Annotated in this window: 18 protein-coding genes; 11 read left to right on the plus strand and 7 right to left on the minus strand. The window is 60.1% G+C overall.

The features are described from left to right. Nucleotides 1-241 precede the first annotated feature (241 nt). The 8 genes from ACR3FF_RS11635 to ACR3FF_RS11670 all read left to right on the plus strand — a co-directional run bounded on the left by ACR3FF_RS11635 (nt 242) and on the right by ACR3FF_RS11670 (nt 10288). Nucleotides 242-1396, plus strand: a complete 1155-nt coding sequence (locus ACR3FF_RS11635; RefSeq protein ID WP_458188192.1) for a glycosyltransferase — start codon at nt 242-244, stop codon at nt 1394-1396. Then, complete coding sequence (locus ACR3FF_RS11640) at nt 1365-2042, plus strand: glycosyltransferase family 2 protein (RefSeq protein WP_458188193.1); 678 nt, start codon at nt 1365-1367, stop codon at nt 2040-2042. Before ACR3FF_RS11635 ends, ACR3FF_RS11640 begins: the two co-directional genes overlap by 32 nt. Before the next feature lie 2 nt (nt 2043-2044). Next, nucleotides 2045-3373 (plus strand): sulfatase-like hydrolase/transferase, encoded by a 1329-nt coding sequence (locus ACR3FF_RS11645; protein WP_458188194.1) that lies wholly within the window; start codon nt 2045-2047, stop codon nt 3371-3373. Beyond that, nucleotides 3366-4313 (plus strand): glycosyltransferase family 2 protein, encoded by a 948-nt coding sequence (locus ACR3FF_RS11650; RefSeq protein ID WP_458188195.1) that lies wholly within the window; start codon nt 3366-3368, stop codon nt 4311-4313. The genes ACR3FF_RS11645 and ACR3FF_RS11650 overlap by 8 nt, the downstream gene beginning before the upstream one ends. A gap of 46 nt (nt 4314-4359) precedes the next feature. After that, nucleotides 4360-5796, plus strand: a complete 1437-nt coding sequence (locus ACR3FF_RS11655) for an oligosaccharide flippase family protein (RefSeq protein WP_458188196.1) — start codon at nt 4360-4362, stop codon at nt 5794-5796. Nucleotides 5797-5988: 192 nt separating this feature from the next. Next, a complete protein-coding gene (locus ACR3FF_RS11660; RefSeq protein WP_458188197.1) occupies nt 5989-9039 on the plus strand; it encodes an oligosaccharyl transferase, archaeosortase A system-associated in 3051 nt (1016 codons plus the stop codon). Between the two features lie 131 nt (nt 9040-9170). Beyond that, complete coding sequence (locus tag ACR3FF_RS11665) at nt 9171-10103, plus strand: DUF368 domain-containing protein (protein ID WP_458188249.1); 933 nt, start codon at nt 9171-9173, stop codon at nt 10101-10103. 68 nt (nt 10104-10171) lie between these two features. After that, nucleotides 10172-10288 (plus strand): rubrerythrin-like domain-containing protein, encoded by a 117-nt coding sequence (locus tag ACR3FF_RS11670; RefSeq protein WP_458188198.1) that lies wholly within the window; start codon nt 10172-10174, stop codon nt 10286-10288. On the opposite strand, the gene ACR3FF_RS11675 is transcribed toward ACR3FF_RS11670, so the two are convergent. Next, a complete protein-coding gene (locus tag ACR3FF_RS11675) occupies nt 10269-10592 on the minus strand; it encodes a hypothetical protein (protein WP_458188199.1) in 324 nt (107 codons plus the stop codon). The two genes, ACR3FF_RS11670 and ACR3FF_RS11675, sit on opposite strands and share 20 nt — an antisense overlap. Nucleotides 10593-10661: 69 nt before the next feature. Next, on the minus strand, nt 10662-11312 hold the full coding sequence (locus ACR3FF_RS11680) for a cupredoxin domain-containing protein (protein WP_458188200.1): 651 nt from the start codon (nt 11310-11312) through the stop codon (nt 10662-10664). A gap of 254 nt (nt 11313-11566) precedes the next feature. On the opposite strand from ACR3FF_RS11680, the gene ACR3FF_RS11685 reads away from it, so the two are divergent. Continuing rightward, a complete protein-coding gene (locus ACR3FF_RS11685; RefSeq protein ID WP_458188201.1) occupies nt 11567-11749 on the plus strand; it encodes a hypothetical protein in 183 nt (60 codons plus the stop codon). 229 nt (nt 11750-11978) lie between these two features. On the opposite strand, the gene ACR3FF_RS11690 is transcribed toward ACR3FF_RS11685, so the two are convergent. From ACR3FF_RS11690 to glpA, 3 genes are read right to left on the minus strand one after another with little or no spacing between them, the layout of a single operon-like run. After that, the gene (locus ACR3FF_RS11690) at nt 11979-13364 is read right to left on the minus strand and encodes an anaerobic glycerol-3-phosphate dehydrogenase subunit C (RefSeq protein WP_458188202.1); all 1386 of its coding nucleotides are present in this window, start codon (nt 13362-13364) and stop codon (nt 11979-11981) included. Continuing rightward, nucleotides 13361-14683 carry a glycerol-3-phosphate dehydrogenase subunit GlpB gene (glpB, locus tag ACR3FF_RS11695; RefSeq protein WP_458188203.1) on the minus strand — a complete coding sequence of 441 codons (1323 nt, stop codon included), beginning with the start codon at nt 14681-14683 and terminating at the stop codon, nt 13361-13363. The genes ACR3FF_RS11690 and glpB overlap by 4 nt, the downstream gene beginning before the upstream one ends. After that, entirely contained in the window at nt 14673-16349 is a 1677-nt protein-coding gene (glpA, locus tag ACR3FF_RS11700) for an anaerobic glycerol-3-phosphate dehydrogenase subunit GlpA (protein WP_458188204.1), read from the minus strand. The genes glpB and glpA overlap by 11 nt, the downstream gene beginning before the upstream one ends. A 349-nt stretch (nt 16350-16698) precedes the next feature. Here glpA and ACR3FF_RS11705 point away from each other — a divergent pair, with 349 nt between their 5' ends. Both ACR3FF_RS11705 and ACR3FF_RS11710 read left to right on the plus strand, forming a co-directional pair. Beyond that, a complete protein-coding gene (locus ACR3FF_RS11705) occupies nt 16699-17310 on the plus strand; it encodes a metal-dependent hydrolase (RefSeq protein ID WP_458188205.1) in 612 nt (203 codons plus the stop codon). A 24-nt stretch (nt 17311-17334) separates the two neighbouring features. Continuing rightward, on the plus strand, nt 17335-17844 hold the full coding sequence (locus ACR3FF_RS11710; RefSeq protein WP_458188206.1) for a GNAT family N-acetyltransferase: 510 nt from the start codon (nt 17335-17337) through the stop codon (nt 17842-17844). A gap of 16 nt (nt 17845-17860) precedes the next feature. On the opposite strand, the gene ACR3FF_RS11715 is transcribed toward ACR3FF_RS11710, so the two are convergent. Beyond that, nucleotides 17861-18100, minus strand: coding sequence for a HalOD1 output domain-containing protein (locus tag ACR3FF_RS11715; protein ID WP_458188208.1), 240 nt, complete (start codon nt 18098-18100; stop codon nt 17861-17863). A gap of 153 nt (nt 18101-18253) precedes the next feature. Next, nucleotides 18254-18907: a helix-turn-helix domain-containing protein gene (locus ACR3FF_RS11720; protein ID WP_458188209.1), complete on the minus strand. Its 654-nt coding sequence runs from the start codon at nt 18905-18907 to the stop codon at nt 18254-18256. Between the last annotated feature and the right edge of the window lie 69 nt (nt 18908-18976).

Consider the following 18976-nt stretch of genomic DNA (forward strand, 5'->3'; position numbering starts at 1 on the left):
TCCATGTCACACAACTCTCCGTCATCATCTATATCAGGCCGCCAACTATGTGAACCATGCCGCATCTTACAGCCTCGGTTCGTCAGCTGCGGCGTTAGCACTTGTGGGTAAGAGACAGGACTTCAGTCGTGGGCTTCCGCCTCGAATCTCTGTGAGCAAAATGAAATCGATAGCTCGTGATATTCGAACAACAGCAGTGAGAAAGCTTATACTTCCTGAGTGGTTTTCAAAGGTCTAAGGAATGCCGGACGACTCTCCCTCTGTCGCTATCCTCCACGACCGCTTTCCGCAAATGGGTGGTGGTGAGAAGTTCGCCATCGAGGCGGCTCGAACCCTCGACGCGCCGATTTACACGATGTACGTCTATCCTGGTACAGAGATTCCGGACGATGTGCGCGTCATCCCCATCAAACAGGAAAAGTACGCACGGGGTCTGTCGAAACACGTCCTCGCGTGGAAAAACGAGGGATCGAATCCGCTCGAAACGCTCTCTGTGGCGATGGACATGACCGACGCACACCCAGATCTCACCGAGTACGACGTGATTCTGGAGAGTGCACCACTGTCCAAACACTATGTCCCGACTGTCGACCAAACCATCATCCACTACCCGCACAGCCCACCACGCTGGCTCTACGACCTCTACCGCGATCGGATGGCGCAGTTCGACTATCCGGGTGTTCGATTTGCCTTGAAAACCTATGCAAAATGGTGGCGCGCGTTGGACAAGGAGGCAAACGACTACGTCGATACGTTCGTTGCCAACAGCGAGTTGATTTGTGAGCGAATCCGGCGGTACTACCATCGTGACGCGGAGATAGTGTATCCGCCCGTAACCGGGAATTGGCGCAACGAGGGCGATGATGGATATTTCGTCACGTGGTCAAGGTTGGCTCCCGAAAAACGAATGCCGCTACTCGCCGAGGCATTCACCGAACTGGACGAACGTCTCGTCATCGCGGGTGATGGAGTTGACCGCCAGAAAGTCGAGCGCATCGCACGCGGTCACGACAACATCGAAGTGCGAGGGTTCGTCGACGACATCGAATCGCTCGTCGCGCGTTCGACGGCGGTCATCTACGCTCCCGTTCAAGAGGACTTCGGACTCGTCGGTGCAGAGGCGCTAATGGCTGGGAAGCCTTTGCTTGGCGTGAACGAGGGGTTCACGAAGTATCAAGTTGAGGAAGGCGTGACTGGTGAGCTGTTCGAGTCGACCGTTGAATCCATCCGTGAGACGGTTCGCGCGTTTGATTCTAATAAGTACGATAGCAAGGTGATTCAGGACTGCGCTGAGCGATATAGCTATGAATCGTTCCAGCAGGGATTGCAGGACGTAGTCGAACGTACCGCTGTGGGGGTGAGAAATGTTGATAGAATGTCCACTCACTGCGAGTGAACCGAAGATTTCGGTGGTGATTCCGACGCTCCCCACGAACAGCCACGAGGAAGTTGTCGCCTTCCTCGAATCACAGACGTTCAACGCATTCGAAGTTCTCATCGTGAATGACGCCACCCTCAACATTTGTGAGGCTCGAAACGTGGGAATCGAGGCCGCTAACGCAAATATCGTTGCGTTGACGGACGATGACTGTCGACCGGGCTCAGACTGGCTTTCAAACATCGCCAATGAGTTCGAAACATACCCTAACTTGGTTTGTCTTGAAGGCCGTGTTGATGGTGGTCGAACATATGAGGGAGCGCGTAAGTACGTAGGGTGTAACCTCGCATTCAAGCGGAGTGTTGCGCTCGAGGCTGGGGGTTTCGACAGCAATTACGCTGGCTGGCGCGATGACACTGAGTTTGGTTGGCGGATGGAGCGGGACGCGGACGGTGACTGTCGGTACAGCGACCGTGTTCGGATGGTTCACCCCGAATTGCCCCGAGCGACCATCGACGGTGCAATCGAATCTCGACTCCGAGCAGCATACCCTGACCGATACGAAAACATTATTGTACCAGATACGACGATTGGTCGAATAAACGATTGGCTATGGCGGAACGGAGTCTGGGACTTCGTAGATACTATTCGCCAGAGGAAATAACAATGACCAATATTGCACTCATCGTTCTGGATACCCTCCGTAAAGACGCGTTCGATGAACATTTTGATTGGCTCCCCGGTCATAGGTACGAGAACGCATGGAGTACTAGTCATTGGACCGTCCCTACGCATGCGTCACTGTTTACGGGTAAGTACGCGAGTGAGGTCGGGATATACGCTAGTAACCAGATGTTCGATACTGACTATCCACTATTAGCAGAGACGCTTTCGGAAGCGGGATATACGACTAGGATGTTCAGTGCAAACCCTAACATCTCTCCGACATTTGATGCCGACAGGGGCTTCGACATGTTTCGTGGGAGTTGGCGTCTTGAGGGGATGAAACGGAACACATTTAATTGGGACAAGTTCATCGCTCGGACACGGGACATGGGTCCAGAGCGGTTTCTCTATGCACTCAAGGAAGTAGTGCTGGGGGAGTATGCCACCATTCCGTCACTCAAGCGGGGGGTGAAACTGAAGCTCAGAGATGCGAACAAGGACGAGGACACCGTTGACGATGGTGCGGCGACCGCACTTAATCTTGTGTCAAATACTGACTTCCGCGACGATGAGTTCCTATTTCTGAATCTCATGGAAGCACACGCGCCGTACCACCCACCTGAGGGATTCGCAACCGGAGAGAAAGTAGATATTCGAGGACTCGACGCGACGTTCGAAGAACCCGCGGACGCCCCTGAGGAGGTTAGGCGAGCCTACAACGACTGCGTTCGCTACCTCTCCGATATCTACGCTGACATCTTTGAGACCCTGAAGGAGGACTTCGACGTCATAATAACCCTCGCAGATCACGGCGAGCTCCTCGGCGAACACGAAGCATGGGAACACATGTATGGCATCTATCCCGAACTTACACACATTCCGTTGTCAATATATTCGGGTGAAGACGACGCTGTGAGCGTCCACGAGACCGTAAGTATCCTTGACGTATACCAGACGGTTCTTTCGGCTACAGGTGTTGACGCTCCAGCGGGCACACGCGGTCAAAACTTATTAGATAACATCGAAGAGGGAGAGTATCTAGTGGAGTACCACGGTCTTCACGACCGGAACTATTTCGCGCTGCAAAGCAAGGGATATGGTGACATCCAGTTCCTCCAGACGGAACTCGACGGCATTGTCAACAGTAATTACTACGGTTTTGAGACGTTCGGTGGGTTCGAGGAAATTGGATCCTCACCGTACGACGACCCACGCAAACGAATCCGCGAATTGACTGCCGAGCTCGACTACGCCGACACGAACGGCAATGATAGCGATAAACTGAGTCAACAAGTGATGGACCAACTCGAAGACCTCGGTTATGCCTGACAAACCGCTCGTCAGTGCAATCGTGCCGACATTGGATCGGCCACGCTTGGTCGAACGGGCAGTTGAAAGTATAGACGCACAGACGTACTCGAATATTGAAATCGTGGTCGTCGACGATTCGAGTTACGAAGACGTGTTGCCGCCGTCGTTCGAAAATATTGGTAGAAATCTGACATATATCGGCGGCGACTCGCCTGAAGGGCTACCGAAGGCGAGAAATCGAGGTATTGACACCGCATCGGGTGACATTTTTGCGTTTCTGGACGACGACGATGTGTGGGAACCGGACAAGACGGTAAAGCAGGTTCGGGTATTACAGAGCACAGATGTGGGGCTCTGTACGTCGTGGCGGTATATGGTTAATCGTTTGGATGAGGTTCAGTCTATCGCCCAAGTGGACATCGACGGAAATCTACTACGGAAACTGCTCTGTCGCAACGTCATCGGACCACCGTCAGGCGTGATGGTCGAACGTGAGGTTGTCAAGTCGATTGGAAACTTCGACGAGAACTTCATGCTCTGGGAAGATCGCGAGTGGTACCTTCGGGTTGCACGTGAGTACGCCGTCGGCTGCGTCGACGAGCCACTTGTACAGTACGCGATGGAGTCTCCGAGGAAGATGAGTGGCAACCTTGAGATGGCACGGGAGTCGGCGTATCCGCAGTTGTTGGAAAAACACAATGACCTCGTCGAGCGATACGGTCGGAGGTTCGTGAATGGATGGAGGTTTCGGAAGTTTGGGAAGATGGCTTATGATGCCGGAAACAGGCGAACCGCGATATGGTATACCCTAATCGCAATTCTCTTGTGTCCGAGCGAGTGGCCGTTCTATCGGCTATTGCTCCGTTCGGTGGTCGGAGAGCGACTATACAAACTTTTGGATGATCTCAAAGCGCAAGTCGACGGTGTACGGCAACGAGAGAAGAGTCTAAGACCATGAATACTAGCGCGGAGTTTAGACTGACCGACTGTTATGGGAATAGAACATGACCGAAGCGACGGACGTCAGTCTCGGTGGCGAAACGGCGAAGGCGACTGTGGCAAAGTTCGCTATGGCAGCAACCGGGTTCTTCGCGAGCGTCCTCTTTGCGCGAGAACTCGGTCCAACGGTATTCGGTGGGTACTACCTACTTTTTGGCGCGACGAAACTTGCAGACAGACCGTTGACGGGGTGGGCGACTGCAAGCAAAAAACGGTTCTCCGAAAATGCGGCTCGACGACGTGAAATCGTCGGTGCGCAGTTTCTTTTCAATGCACTCTGGCTCCTCTTCACCTCGGGCATGGCACTGCTGTTGGCCGATCAACTCCAGTCTTACAGCGGTCTCACGATGGCACCACTCCTATTCGTGATACTGCTTGCTTCTGAGTCAAACTATGAGTCGTTCGATCGCGTGCTAAAAGCTAGAGGTCAAATCGGAATAGCAACGTGGACCGACGCACTTCGATCCTACCTAACACTGCCGCTACAGTTCGTTTTTGTTTTCATTCTTGCAGGATATGGTGCGGACGGGATGGTCTATGGACTCGTGGGTGCGACGGTATTGACATTCCCCATCGTCTTCTACTATCTCGGAACAAGACCAGCAGTACCATCGCTTGATACCTTTTTGAGTCTTTTCAGCTACGCCCGATATAGCATCCCAACAGATTTCTTTGCAACGTTGTACAACCGCTTCGATGTAATTCTGTTAGGTATACTGTTGGTACCTGCTACGGCGGCTAATTACGAGGTTGCGGCACAACTGACAATCCCGGCGACGTTCGTGGCGACGCTCGCCGGGAGTGGATTGATGCCGCGCGTGAGCAAGCTATGGAGCGAAGGGAAAGCGGTAGCACAGGAAATAACGAACACAATTGCGTTTTCGAGTATCCTTGCGATTCCAATTTTTTTCGGCGCGCTCGCTATTCCAAGGCCATTGGTCGTGACGGTGTATGGCCCAGAGTACACGCTTGGGGCTACGCTTATTGCTGGTATCGCGGCCTATCGGGTCATCTCAACGCAGACGACGCCGCTAAGTCAAACGCTGAATGGTCTCGATAGACCAGATGTAAATATGTGGATTTCCAGCGTTGCACTGGCGATCAACATCGTTCTTGGTGTCGCCCTCACGCTTCGGATTGGTTCGATCGGTGTCGTTGTCGCCACTGTCATCGCGGAGAGTCTTATCTACGTAAGTGCTGCGTATATTCTCAAACAAGAATTTCCATCTATTGAACTCTTCCCGCGACCACTGCGCGTGCAGGTCGGGGTCGGCGCAGTAATGTTCCTTATCGTCTCCGCTGCCGAACGCGTCGTGATTGTACAGTCGTGGTTCGACCTTAGTATCCTACTTTTGGTCGGTGGAGTGACATACATCGGTCTGCTGCTAGCCGTGAGTCGGGAGTTACGCGGCACCATCGGGAGCGTTTTACAGGCGGCATAGGAGAATGCCCCGGGGCTTGACCCCGAGGCGATTCACGTGGTTCTTCGGTCAAGAAGTACCTTCCTGGACTCGTACTAAAGTGGTAAAATACCCAATGTGACATCGTACATGTCTTCCCAATAGCACCGCGAGCTTCGATTTCCTATCACGCTATCATAAGGCTTATGCGCGTTTTGCCAGACCTTTCACCTAATGAGCCAAGGCACAGAACAGGTCGAGGAGTCCTCCAACCTCGTCGACTCCGTCCTCGACCAACTCGAAGACTGGTACCACGTCCCCGTCCTTGCGCTTTTGCTGGGATTCATGCTGTGGGTGCGGCTCCAGGCCTACGGCAACTTCACCGTCAACGGTGAGGTGTTTTTCTCCGGCAACGACGCGTGGTATCACCTCCGGCAGGTACAGTACACCGTGAACAACTGGCCCGCGACGATGCCGTTCGACCCGTGGACGTACTACCCATACGGGACGAGCGTCGGGCAGTTCGGCACGCTCTACGACCAGCTCGTCGCCACCGCCGCACTCGTCGTCGGACTGGGTGACCCTTCACAAAAGACCGTCGCGCTGACGCTCCTCGTCGCGCCTGCCGTGTTCGGCACGCTCGTCCTCGTCCCCACGTACTTCATCGGCAAGCGACTCGGCGGCCGTCTCGGCGGGCTGTTCGGCGCGCTCATCCTCGCACTGCTTCCGGGCGTCTTCCTGCGGCGCGGCCTCGTCGGCTTCGCGGACCACAACGTCGTCGAGCCGCTCTTCCAAGCGTTCGCCGTCCTGGCGATGATGGTCGCTGTCACGGCGGCCGAACGCGAACGACCGCTGTTCGAACTCCTCGCAGACCGCGACTTCGCGGCGGTTCGCCGCCCGCTCGGCTACAGCGTCCTCGCCGGTGTCGCCACCGCCCTCTACCTCTGGACGTGGCCACCGGGCGTCCTCCTCATCGGTATCTTCGGCGCGTTCTTCCTGCTGAAGCTCACCGCCGACTACGTCCGCGGTGTCAGCCCCGACCACCTCGCGTTCGTCGCCACGGTGAGCATGGGCGTGACAGGACTGCTCTTACTCGTCCCGCTCGGGACGCTGTCGTTCAGCGCGACGAAGTTCTCCCTGCTTCAACCGCTCGTGGCGTTCGCCATCGCGGTCGGCGCAGGCTTCATGACGTGGCTGGCCCGCGAGTGGGACGACCGCGACCTCTCGCCGACGCTCTACCCGGCCGCAATCTTCGGCATCCTTGCGGTCGGCACGCTCGTCGTGTACCTCGCGTTGCCGGACCTCTTCAACCTCATCCGGGTCAACCTCGTCCGGTTCGTCGGCTTCGGTGCCGGTGCGGCACAGCGGACCATCGGCGAGGCGAAACCGTTCCTGCAGGGCGGCCAATCGCTCTCTTCCGCGGTCATCCCGCAGTACGGACTGACGTTCTTCACCGCCATCGTCGGCGCACTGGTGATGGTCTGGCGCTCGTTCGCGGCCGACGAACACGAGGCGGAGAAACTGCTCGTGCTCGTCTGGGCGGCGTTCATCACCTCCGCCGCGTTCACGCAGGTGCGGTTCAACTACTACCTCGCGGTTCCAGTCGCGGTGTTGAACGCCTACCTCCTCGGGTGGGTACTCGGCTTCGTCGGCTTCGAGACTCCCTCGCGTGAGACGTTCGAGAACGCCCAAGCGTATCAGGTGTTGGCTGTCGTCTTCGTCTTCATGCTCGTCCTGCCGGCGCTCGTCGTGCCCGTGCAGGTGGGCAACACCAAGACGTACAACGCCGTCCAGATGGGCAACAGCACCGGTCCCGGTGCGGTGACACAGTGGGACGGCACGCTGGAGTGGATGCAGACGAACACGCCAGCGGAGGGCACCTACGGCGGTGTCAGAAACGAGATGGCGTACTACGGCACCTACTCCGAGGGCGACGGCGACTACGACTACCCGAAGGGAACCTACGGCGTCATGTCCTGGTGGGACTACGGTCACTGGATCACCGTCGAAGGCGAACGCATCCCGAACGCCAATCCGTTCCAGGAGGGTGCGCGACCCGCCGCGAACTACCTGCTCGCCCAGAACGAGTCCGAGGCGAACCAGCAACTCGAACGAATGGGCGATGCGAACGAGCAGACGCGCTACGTGATGGTCGACTGGAAGATGGTCGAGACGCGAGGGCAGGCGGGCAACACGAAGTTCTACGCCCCGACCGTCTTCAACCAGAACGTCTCCCAGTCGACGTTCATGGATTACATCCTGCTCGGGCAGAACCAGTACGTCGTCCAACACAAACAGCCGTACTACGAGACCATGATGGTTCGACTCTACCGCTATCACGGGAGTGCGGTCGAACCGAAACCGGTCGTGGTCGATTGGGACCCGGCCTCGTATCAGGGACAGTCGTTCAAACAGGCTCCGCAGGGCCCGAACGAGACCATCGTAAAGCGCTTCGACTCGATGCAAAAGGCCCGCGAGTACGTGGAGCAGGACCAGACCTCGCAGATCGGCGGTATCGGTCCGTATCCGAGCGAGCGCGTCCCGGCACTCGAACACTACCGCGTCGTCAAAGAGAGTCGGTCACGGTCGACGCAGGTGCCGTCACACATCCAGGTCCTCCAGCAGCGACTCGGACTGCTCCAGCAGGCGGGCGTCTCGAGCCAGGACTTCTTCCGCACCTCACCCGCGTGGGTGAAGGCGTTCGAACGCGTCCCCGGTGCGACCGTGCAGGGCACTGGTCCCGCGAACACGACCATCACCGCGTCCGTGCGGATGCAATCCGACAGCGGGACGTTCACGTACACGCAGAAGGCGAGAACCGACCAGAACGGGAAGTTCACGATGACGCTTCCGTACTCCACGACCGGCTACGAGAAGTGGGGAACCGAGAAAGGCTACACGAACGTCAGCGTCCGCGCGGCCGGCCCCTACGAGTTCCGGACGCCGATGAAAGCCGGTGACGGCGGCTTCACGTTCCAGAACGGCACAGCACAGGTCACCGAAGGACAGGTGCTCGGCGAGAACGACGAACCGGTCACGGTCTCGGTGAACCAACAGCAGACAATTCAGCCCGGTGGCGCGAACAACTCGACGAACTCCACGAACGGTTCGGCACCACCCAGCAACCAGACCGGCAACAACCCGACGGTCGGAAACAATTCGACGGTCGGAAACGACTCGACCGGCAACCAGTCGAACTCGCTTCCCGGCCCCGCTTCACCCGTGACGCGGGCCGGACTCGTCGGCGCGTACGCCGCAGCACTGGTCGTCGCCCGACGCGACTGAACGAACCGGCCCACATTCTCATATCGGGGTGGCGCGTAGACCCGACCACTGTGACGGAAGACGAGCGAGAGCGTGCCGGCGTCGAGCGTGGATGGGAATCGTTTTTTGATTGGCCCGGAAACCCCGGAGCGATGCGTGCTCTGTTGACCATCTACCTGAAGGGCGTCTGTATGGGTGCTGCCGACGCGGTTCCAGGCGTCTCCGGCGGAACTATCGCCCTCATCACGGGGATCTACGAACGGCTCATCTCCGCGGTGGCGTCGTTCGACCCGCGAATCGTGACGAGCGTCCTCCAGATTCACGACCCCGAAGAACGGGCGAAGACGCGACAGATGCTCGCCGAGATGGATCTGCCGTTCCTGCTCGCACTCGGGGCGGGAATCGTCACGGCCGTCGTGACCGTGACAGGCCTGGTGGTCTGGGCGGGAAACCACTATCCCGTACTCCTCTACGGCTTCTTCTTCGGTCTCATCGGCGCTTCTGCCATCATCCTCTACGACGAGGTTTCGGTGAGCACTCCCGGTCAAATCGGCGCGGCCATCGCCGGATTCACTATCGCGTTCTTGATTTCCGGTGCGGTCGAGCAGTCTGCCGCGTCGACGCCGCTTCCCTTCGTCTTTCTGACCGGCGCGGTCGCCATCAGCGCGATGGTGCTCCCGGGTATCTCCGGGGCACTCATCCTCATGCTCCTCGGGCAGTACAAGTTCCTCTCGAACAACCTCCACGGGTTCAAAGACGCGGTCGTGGGCCTCCTCGACGGCGGTACCGTCGAGGCAATCGTCACGCCGGGCATCGTCGTCGTCACGTTCGTGCTCGGTGCGGGCGTCGGACTCCTGACGGTCGCCAAAATCGTCTCGTGGGCGCTCGACCACTACCGGGCGGCGACGCTCACGTTCCTGGTCAGCCTGATGGTGGGTGCGCTTCGCTTCCCCGTCGAGCGCGTTCTCGCCGCAGATACCTTCGCGTGGACGCCGACCGTTCTCGGCGGTGCAGTGGTCGCCGCGCTCGTCGGTGCAGGCGCGGTGTTGTTGCTCGACCACTACACCGACGATCTCGATTACTGACGGGACGAACTTGTAGATTCGTAGAGAGGAAATACTGTTATCTCTTCGCGTAGCGTATAGACATTGCTATGACTGCTATGTACGAGTGTGAAACGTGTGGTCGCCGTGTGAGTGCGCTCCAGCACCCCGGCGAATGTCCGGCCTGTGAGGGAGAGATGCGGAACGTCAGCGTTGCCCGCGAGTGAGCGCGGGCAACTGCTCGGATGATGGCGGGCGAAGCGTGTCGATTTTCGATACAACGTCGTCGATGTCGTCGTCGAACTCCTCTAGGGCCTGCTCTGCAGCGTCGGTCGTGACCGCTCCCACCGGCGTCGCCTCGAGTAGGCCCTCTTCTTCGAGGAGTCGGAACGCCGTCCGTACTTCGTGGTGTTCGTAGTCGGATACCGTCGAGATGCGGCGGATGCCGACCGGTTCGTGCGTTCGGACGAGCGAAAGCGTCCGGTACGCCCGCTCTAGCAGGTCGAGTTCGTGGTCGAGCTTTTCGAACACGAAAGAAGACTGTGATGGAACCGGTTAAAACGTTCCTCCGGAGTGGTATCGAGAACTACGGTCGGCTCCCTATTTCGACGAGCGAATCCTGTCTCCCGTCCCGACGACCAGCAACAGCAGTGCGAACACGATTGGCGAGACGAACGCGAGCACCATCGCCGCCGCGAGGAAGTACGCGGCGGTTGGAATCCGGATAGGGGCAGCTTCGCCTCCCTCGCCGCCACCGCCGCCATTGCCACCGCCGCCATTGCCACCGCCTCCTTCGCCGCCACCGCCACCGCCCCCGTCTCCACCACCCGCACCACTACCGCCCGAAACTTGCATCTCGCCGAGCATCGTCGTCGGGTGAATCTGACAGCGATACTGCGCCATCTCCGGACTCGCGGTGAACGTCACCGTCTGTGTCGCACCTTGCTGTTGGATGGTTTCGCTCGTGAGCAGTGCGTTGTCGTTCGAATCCAGTATCTGGAAGTTGTGCGGTTGACCGTCGACGTTCTCCCAGACGACGCGATACTGCTGGCCCGCCTCCACTTGCAACGTCGGATTGTCCTGGTCGGCGATACGTTGCGGTTCGCGGCCGTGCCACGCGACGACCTCACCGCCGAGACGGAACGTCTCCGCCTGTGCGCTCGTGCGTGCGCTCGCCCCTGCCAGCGATCCCACCGCGAGTGCCGTGCAGAACGTGCGTCGCGTCACTCCCCCCGATTGTTGTCGTGACATCGTCCCCCCGAATCGTGTCACGACGCGAGATGGTAAGAAGGTGTATGTCGGTTACGGAAAATCGAGGAGAAAGCCACGTGCTTTAGCGCGGGGATGAAGCCGATAAACCCTACGCAACCTATATGAACAAGTAGCCCGGCGTCGTACCGTGCGGTAAGACAACTCACGTAAACTCTCAATCGGAAGACTCGGGGTCGCTTCCCGCTGATACGGACGGTTCCACGCCCACCACCGGCAAACCCGGTGGGGAGTACGTGGTTCAGACTCGTTCGCCGTCCTCACAGCACCTCTACCCGTCACTGGAGATGGTCGGCAACGACCGCGTAAACGAGGGGCGACAGCACACCAAAACACGCCCCGTTCGCGGTTGCACTCCGTCCTCGTCGGCGGAGTACGGTCGATGGCACGACCCGTGTCCGCCCACGTTCCAACCGTGAGTGGTTGCCCGGTATTCGGACGCCTCGGTTCAGGCGGTATCGGGTACGGCACAAGCGGATACCGCGTTCCATCTCGGGCGCCGAATACGCCATACCCTCGTTTCGGGGGCCGACGTGTAGCGCACGAACCCGGTACTCTCCATGCAGGGAGAGGAAGTTGCCTTCGAGGTAGCGTCGGACGGCCCGACGCCCCACGAAGGAATCCTCGCGCTTCAGCGCGGGGAGGATGTCAAGCGTCCACGAGTGCGGCTTCTAGCACTTCGAGTGGGTGTCGAATCTCGTAACCGGTGCCGTGGTTCATCTGCATCGCGCAGGTCGGACACTCTGTCATCCCCGTCTCGCCGTCGACGTCGTTCATGTGCTCGAACATCTCCTCGCCGATTTTCATCGACGTCTCGTACTTCTCCTCTTTCCACCCGTAGGTGCCGCTGATACCCGAACAGGAGTCGCCCACGTCGACCGGTTCGGTTCCATCGAGTTTCGACAGCAGTTCGACCGCCTGGCCGTCTACACCCTGATTCTTGGCGTGACACGGTGCGTGATAGGCCAGTTCGCCGAACTCCGATTCCGGGACGGACGAGTCGGCGAGCGCGCCATCCAGGTCCTCGTGGACCCGCAGATATTCGAGGGCTTCGTAGGTGTTCGCCGCGACTTTCGCCGTCCCGTCGAACGAGTAGAGTTCGGGATACTCCTGTCTGAGCGCCATCGAACAGGAGGTACACGAACAGACCACGTCGTATCCCCGTTCGACCAGCGCGGCGAGGGTTTCGACGTTGAACTTCGAGGCGCGACGGGCGTCGTCCGCCATCCCGTTCGCGAACATCGGCGTCCCCGAACAGCGCTGTTCGGGGACGGCCACCTCGTAACCGAACGATTCGAACACCCGAACCATCGCCTTCGCCACCTCCGGCGTGTTGAAGTTCGAGTAATCCCCGTGGAAGTAGGCGACGCGCTTTTTTTCGCAATCGTCTCGCGTGTCGGTGTTCTCCACCTGGCCGATCGAGGTGCCCCCGTCGGTCACACTCGTCCCTCGGGCCGTCCGCGCTCGTGCTCTCGAGGCCGCCTCGCCACCCCGCTCGTCCCACCACTCGCGGAACGTCTGCGTGGCGAAGGCGGGAAACTCACGTTCGCCCGTGATGCCGAGCAGTTTCTCGTTGACGAACTTCGTCACCGAGAGCCCCATGACGAAGTTCGTGAGTCGCGGGAATCGCGCACCGAGTGGTGCGAGTCGCCCGTAGTTCGCCAGGATTCGATTTCGAACGTACTCACGCGAGAAGCGCGACATCTGCTCGTCGACGTACTCCGCCCTCGCGGAGTTGTGCATCTGGGAGAGTGGCACGTCGGAGGGGCAGACGTTGTCACAGCGCATGCAGTTCGAACACGACATGACCGAGTCGTCGATGTCGTGGTCGTCCTTGCGCTTGAGTCGCCATTGCTCCGGGCCCTGAAACTTCGGTCCCGGAAAGTCGTCGTCCACCTCGGCGACCGGACACTCCGTGTCGCAGGTCGAACACTTATAACAGTCGTCGGACCCTGGTCTGAGGTCCATCGGTTCGCCACTGAACACGTCCTGTAGCTCCGATGCCTCTCGTCTTTCAGCTTCTTTCTCACTCATGGATTCACCTCGTCGCTCGCTGTTCGTCCCGCGACGACGCCGGTCGCCAGCGAGACACCGCTCCCCGATTTCTCCGCCGCGAAGTCACACCCGCCGAGCACGCCACCAGCAGCGCGCAGATTGTCGAACTCGGGGTCGCCACTCGAATCGAGTGGCCGTAGCTCGTCGTCTACCCGGACGCCAAAGCGGGCGAAGGGATGGTCGTCGAACGCTCCGTCTTCGAACCAGTCGTACCGGTCGTCCGGCGCGGGTACGTGACAGTCGAATATCGGTTCGCGGACGCCACCCCGGTCGGAGTCGATGCCCTTGCCCACCAGACCGCCGGTCGCCAGCACGAACTGCTCGCCGTAGAACGGAATTTGCGCACCGTTACGTTCCACGACGACGGCTCGAATCCGGTCTTCCCCCTCGGAGTCGACGACCGGATTCCCACTCGTCGTTCGAACCTCCGCCGCCCGGAGGGCACGGTGGAAGGCGGCTTCGAGGCGCATCCCAGGAATGCTTGGCGGTCCCATCGGCACTTCGAACACGTCGACGCCGAGTTCTCGTTCGAGGTCGGCCCGAACGTCGCCGGGGTGAGTTTCGCCGAGTATCGCCGGGAACCCGACGCGTTCCGCGCCATCGAGGTGGGGTTTCACTCGCTCGGCGAGTGCGGTTCTGACGGGAATGGAGACGGTCACGCCCGCCGATTTGCCCCCGTTTCGCCCCCGACCGCCTCGCCCTCGTTCGTCTCGCCCAGTCTCGACTCGCTCGTTCTCGTCCAGCGCGTGGGCGAGTCGGGTGACGCGGGCGTCCGTTCGAAAGTCTCCGGGAAACGAGAGCGTGACGCCGTGGGTTTCGAACGGAGCCATCTCCGTGAGGCGCGCTGCGGCGACGGGCGCGTCGAAATCCACGACCGTCTCGAACCCGACGAGCAAGGTGTCGCGTGGGGCGCTCGCCAGTCCGGGGGCGGTGTGGGGTGGATAGCGAGCCGTCGGTTTCACGGTGCCGCCGAAGGTGGGGACGAGCGCGTTTCGGTCGGTGTGTCCGCCCGCATAGTCGGTCACCGAATCGAACAGGGCGAGGCCGTCTCGGACGCCCTCCTCCCCGACTCGTCGGTAGGGGTGTGTATCAGGCAGGTCGGAGACCGCGTCGAAGGGGTTCGTGACGATTCCACCGTCGTCGTAACCCAGCACGTCGACGAGTCCGCTCGCCTGTCGAAGGGTACTGTCTTTGTGCGAGAGTAGTCTGACTCGCGCTCCGTCCCGTGCCGCCGCGAGCGCGGCGGTCATCCCGGCGAGTCCGCCACCGAGGACGACGACGTCGTCTTCAATCGCCATTCTGTCCTCCATCGAAGGCGGCGAAGTCCGTCATGTCGAGTTCCGTGTCGGTGGCGTCTCTGTTCATCGTCGTCGCGTGGAGTGCGTAGTTCAGCGCGGCCTGCGAGAGTTGTTCGCCCCAGAGGGCGTGGCGTTCGCCCTTCCAGCGTTCTTCGAACAGTTCGTCGAGGGCGTCGCGGGCGGTCGGTTCGTCGTACTCCGGGTGGAGTTCGTTCGCCATCCGGTGACAGCAGATGCCGCCCTGACAGTTCCCCATCGAGGCGCGGGTGCGGATGCGAACCGCGTTCAGGTCGGTTCCCGACCCGCCGATGGCGTCTCGAATCTCGGCGCGAGTGACCGCCTCACACTCACAGAGGACGGGATTCGGGTCGTCGGTCGTGAGCACGTCTTCGGCGCGACTGCCGAGGCGCTGGACGCTCCGCCTGCCGATGGGCGACCGTACCCCGAACTCGTCCATGTAATCGCGGAGGAGGGAGAAATCGTCGCTACCGGGAAGCGGTTCGTCAGCGGTCCGACACCGGCCGCGAACGCCCAGTTGCTCGCAGACGTGGTCTGCTATCTGCTCGGCCATCATCCGGTAGGTGGTGAACTTCCCGCCGACGATGCTGGTCAACCCGGTCAGGTCGTCGCGCTCCTCGTGGTCGAGGAGGAAGAAATCGCGGGTGATGTCGGTCGGGTCGTCGGTGCCGGTTCCGGGGGGTTCGTACAGCGGGCGCACGCCCCAGAACGACCGAATCGTCCGGGAGTCTTCGAGAATCGGCACGAGTTTCGACAACTCGTCTATCATCATGTCGACTTCCCACTGCTCTTCGGGGTAGTCTTCGGGGTCGCGAACCTCTTCGTCCGTGGTCCCGAGAATCGCCGTGGTTTCGTGGGGGACGACGATGTCGGCGTCTCCCTTCGGTCGGCAGTGGTTGACGACCGTGTCGACCTGCCGGCAGTTCATCACGACCATCACGCCCTTCGAGGGGCGGACCTCGATGTCGACGCCCGCCATCGCGCCGAGTTGCCCGGCCCACGCACCCGTCGCGTTGACGACGTACTCGGCCCGAATCTCCTCGGTGGTTCCGGGCGTGGCGTGGTTTCGCTTTCCCGGCCCGCTCTCGTGGCGTACTTCGACGCCCGTCACGTCGTTTCCCTCGACGAGAACGTCGGTCACCGCCGCGTGCGTCTCGATGCGTGCGCCGTGCATCTCCGCGTCGGCGGCGTTGGCGACGCAGAGTCGGAAGGGGTCGATAGCCCCGTCTGGCACTGTGATGGCTCGTTTTACGTCCTCGGTCAGGTACGGTTCCTGCTCGCGGGCCTCCCTCGCGGAGAGCACTTCGGCCGGAATGTTACACTCCCGACAGCCCCGTAACTTCTCTTCGAAGTAATCGTCGTCGTCGCCCTCCAACTGCACGAACTGCCCACCCGTCGTCTCGACGCAGTGGGCCGCGATGTCCCGGAGGACGCGGTTCTCCTCGATGCACTCTTTCGCACTGGCCTGGTCGGAGACGGCGTACCGCCCCCCGCTGTGGAGCAAACCGTGCATCCGCCCCGTCGTCCCGTGTGTCAGGTTGCCCTTCTCGACCAGCGTGACGTCCACCCCTCGCATCGCCAAGTCGCGGGCGATTCCGGTACCCGTCGAACCACCCCCCACGACGAGTACTTCGGCGTCCATTGCCATGTGTGGGGGTTAGGCGGGACCCACTTTACCATACCGACCCACCATGTCGAAAATCGACAGACAGCTTAGGAATACTCGCGTCGATTTCTTTTCCCACAACATGACGAGTGGGCGACGGTTGTCGGTCACGGTCGCCGGTCGGGACAAACCTCTCGGCGTGCCGACGGTCGAAAATCACCCCTGACTTTTCGTCTTGCCATCCATACGTGCGTTCAACGACCGAGTACCATTCGTAAGCACGGCCCACCGAACGCCGAGGCCGAGCTAACGTGATCCTTCGAAAGTACGGCCTCCTTACGGTGTTCGGCAGGGGAAAAACCATTTTATCGGCGGTCTCGTCCAACGGTTGATGCCATCGACGGTCGTCCACGTCGCGGTGGCAGGCTTGCTCGCCACGTCACTGCTCACCGACCACTTCGACGGGCGTGCAGCAGTGGTGGTGATGGCCGCTGCCGCGTTCCCAGACCTCGATACGCTGGTGGGGTTGTGGGTTCCGGGGGGACACAGAGCCGTCTTGCACACTCTGTTGCTCCCGGCGGGAATCGGGACGCTCCTGGTCGCGGACAGAGCACGCGGCCACTGGATTCGTGAGCGATGGGGACCGTACGGGGTCCGAGTCGCCTGGGTGAGCTTCGTCTCTCTCCTCGTCGCAGGTATCGGTCTCGACCTGTTCACGAACGGCGTGAACGTCTTCTATCCCGTTCACGACCAGTTCTACAGTCTCTCCGGAGAGATAAGCGTCTCGAACGAACGCGGCATCGTCCAATCGTTCGTCGAGTCGAAGTCTCGCGGGTCGACGGAGACCACCCACTACCGGACCGGTTTCGACCTCGCGCGCGGTCCCGACCCGAAGCAGAAAGAACGTGTCTTTCCCATCGTCAACAACGGTCGACAGTTCTTCTTCGGCGTGATGAGTTTCGGCATCCTGGGATTTCGGGTGTGGGAATCGCACAAGAAGTAAGCCCCCGTCGCACAGACAGGGTGCATGGCGACAGCAGAGACGACGATTCGACCGTACGACGCGGACGACGCGAGCGACGTGGCGGCGTTGTGGAAACTAAAACGCGGTTTCGAACTCGGACTCGGCGAGGGAACCGGCGGTGGCGACAAAGCCGAGATGTACGCCGGAAAGCTGACCGACGACTATCGCGAGCGGTACGTCGACTGGGTCGGACGCTGCGTGGACGACGACGAACGCTGTGTCACCGTCGCGGACGCCGGCGACGAACTCGCGGGCTACGTCTTCGTGCTCCCCGAGCGGCTCGCGTTCATCTGGGACGCCGCCGTCCTGAACGAGATTTTCGTCCATCCCGACTACCGAGGGACGGGCGTCGCGGACGACCTAATGGACGCCGCCGTCGCGCTCGCCCGCGACCAGACACTCCCGCTCGACAGGTTAGTGCTCGACGTCGACCGAGAAAACGACAGGGCTCAGGCGTTTTACGACCGACACGGATTCGAACACTGGGGTGAGATGGTCGCGCGAAAGGTGTAACGCACGAAAGATACTTTTACTCCTCGTCGGAGTCTTCGCGAACCGTGACCGACACCGTCGCCGTCTTCTCGACGGTGACCTCGTAGCCACAGTACGCGAATGTCACGGTCCCAGTCCCTGGTGTTCGCTTTCCCGTCGTCCGGAAAAGCGCGTCGAGTGCATCCGGATTTATCCAGTCGTAGAGGGGCTCTAGTGCACCGGCGTCCTCGTCGGCTGTGCCGTTCGGAATCGGATTTCGACCCGTGGCAGTCGCCATTGCACTGAGTACCGCCTCACTCGGGGATTCCTCGGCCTCCGAATAATAACGGAATCCCTCTCTGTTAGACTCTCGTGATGAACTTCCGCCGGTCATGCTAGCTCTACTTTCCGGTCGGACTCGGGTATCATCTGTCGTTGACCACCCAACCCTTTAAGTTCCAGAGCCCGAGGCGAGCGTGTGATGGAGTAGATTGGCCTGCCCGCGTCGGAAGAGCGTCGAGACGGCCTGGTCCGAGACGTCGAACTCGGCCGCCAGTTCTCCTAACGTGATTCGTCGCGGCACGTCGAAGTAGCCCTCCTCCAGAGCGTAGAGGAGAACCTCACGCTGGCGGTCGGTGACGCCGTACTGGGTATCGTGGGAGGGGTCCGCCTGAAAGATACGTTTGAGCTGGAACGAGATGCCCCGTTCGGAGAGTTTCTCACGGAAGGAAAACAGGTCCTCTCTGTCAGGGACTCGGGCGCTAACCTGTGTGCCGCTGTCCGTCCCTCGGACTTCGAGAAACGTGATGTCGTGTTCTACCGCGATGGGGTACGTGAGGGCAGATTCACCCGTTTCCGAGAGGGTGACTCGATACAAGCGTCGGTCGGGACCCGGAGCGAGAACCTCGAAATCCTCGACGGTCGAGTCTGACAGCACCACGCGCTCGAAGGTCTCGAAATCTTCACAGTGCACCCAGCAGACGAGTTTCGGCAACTTATCCGCCCTGAGCTGAATGTCTTCGATTTCGATTACCAGTTCGGCGATGGCCTTCCGGGTCTCCTCAAAAATCGGCGTTCGTATCTCGAACTCGGCGATGAAGTTCATTATTGTCGGTTGATTTTGCACTCGGGAGTGTGGCCTTCGAGGTGGTTCGTCACTCACGAGCTAGATGGT

The organism is Haladaptatus ordinarius (assembly GCF_054177595.1).

What these genes read in the sequence shown, in the direction of transcription:
- glpB (WP_458188203.1), bottom strand. Translation starts at nt 14,683, where the DNA reads ATGGCGATTGAAGACGACGTCGTCGTCCTCGGTGGCGGACTCGCCGGG.
- ACR3FF_RS11650 (WP_458188195.1), top strand. Translation starts at nt 3,366, where the DNA reads ATGCCTGACAAACCGCTCGTCAGTGCAATCGTGCCGACATTGGATCGG.
- ACR3FF_RS11635 (WP_458188192.1), top strand. Translation starts at nt 242, where the DNA reads ATGCCGGACGACTCTCCCTCTGTCGCTATCCTCCACGACCGCTTTCCG.
- ACR3FF_RS11710 (WP_458188206.1), top strand. Translation starts at nt 17,335, where the DNA reads ATGGCGACAGCAGAGACGACGATTCGACCGTACGACGCGGACGACGCG.
- ACR3FF_RS11715 (WP_458188208.1), bottom strand. Translation starts at nt 18,100, where the DNA reads ATGGCGACTGCCACGGGTCGAAATCCGATTCCGAACGGCACAGCCGAC.
- ACR3FF_RS11705 (WP_458188205.1), top strand. Translation starts at nt 16,699, where the DNA reads ATGCCATCGACGGTCGTCCACGTCGCGGTGGCAGGCTTGCTCGCCACG.
- ACR3FF_RS11665 (WP_458188249.1), top strand. Translation starts at nt 9,171, where the DNA reads ATGCGTGCTCTGTTGACCATCTACCTGAAGGGCGTCTGTATGGGTGCT.
- ACR3FF_RS11660 (WP_458188197.1), top strand. Translation starts at nt 5,989, where the DNA reads ATGAGCCAAGGCACAGAACAGGTCGAGGAGTCCTCCAACCTCGTCGAC.
- ACR3FF_RS11670 (WP_458188198.1), top strand. Translation starts at nt 10,172, where the DNA reads ATGACTGCTATGTACGAGTGTGAAACGTGTGGTCGCCGTGTGAGTGCG.
- ACR3FF_RS11655 (WP_458188196.1), top strand. Translation starts at nt 4,360, where the DNA reads ATGACCGAAGCGACGGACGTCAGTCTCGGTGGCGAAACGGCGAAGGCG.
- ACR3FF_RS11720 (WP_458188209.1), bottom strand. Translation starts at nt 18,907, where the DNA reads ATGAACTTCATCGCCGAGTTCGAGATACGAACGCCGATTTTTGAGGAG.
- ACR3FF_RS11690 (WP_458188202.1), bottom strand. Translation starts at nt 13,364, where the DNA reads ATGAGTGAGAAAGAAGCTGAAAGACGAGAGGCATCGGAGCTACAGGAC.
- ACR3FF_RS11680 (WP_458188200.1), bottom strand. Translation starts at nt 11,312, where the DNA reads ATGTCACGACAACAATCGGGGGGAGTGACGCGACGCACGTTCTGCACG.
- ACR3FF_RS11640 (WP_458188193.1), top strand. Translation starts at nt 1,365, where the DNA reads ATGTTGATAGAATGTCCACTCACTGCGAGTGAACCGAAGATTTCGGTG.
- ACR3FF_RS11645 (WP_458188194.1), top strand. Translation starts at nt 2,045, where the DNA reads ATGACCAATATTGCACTCATCGTTCTGGATACCCTCCGTAAAGACGCG.
- glpA (WP_458188204.1), bottom strand. Translation starts at nt 16,349, where the DNA reads ATGGCAATGGACGCCGAAGTACTCGTCGTGGGGGGTGGTTCGACGGGT.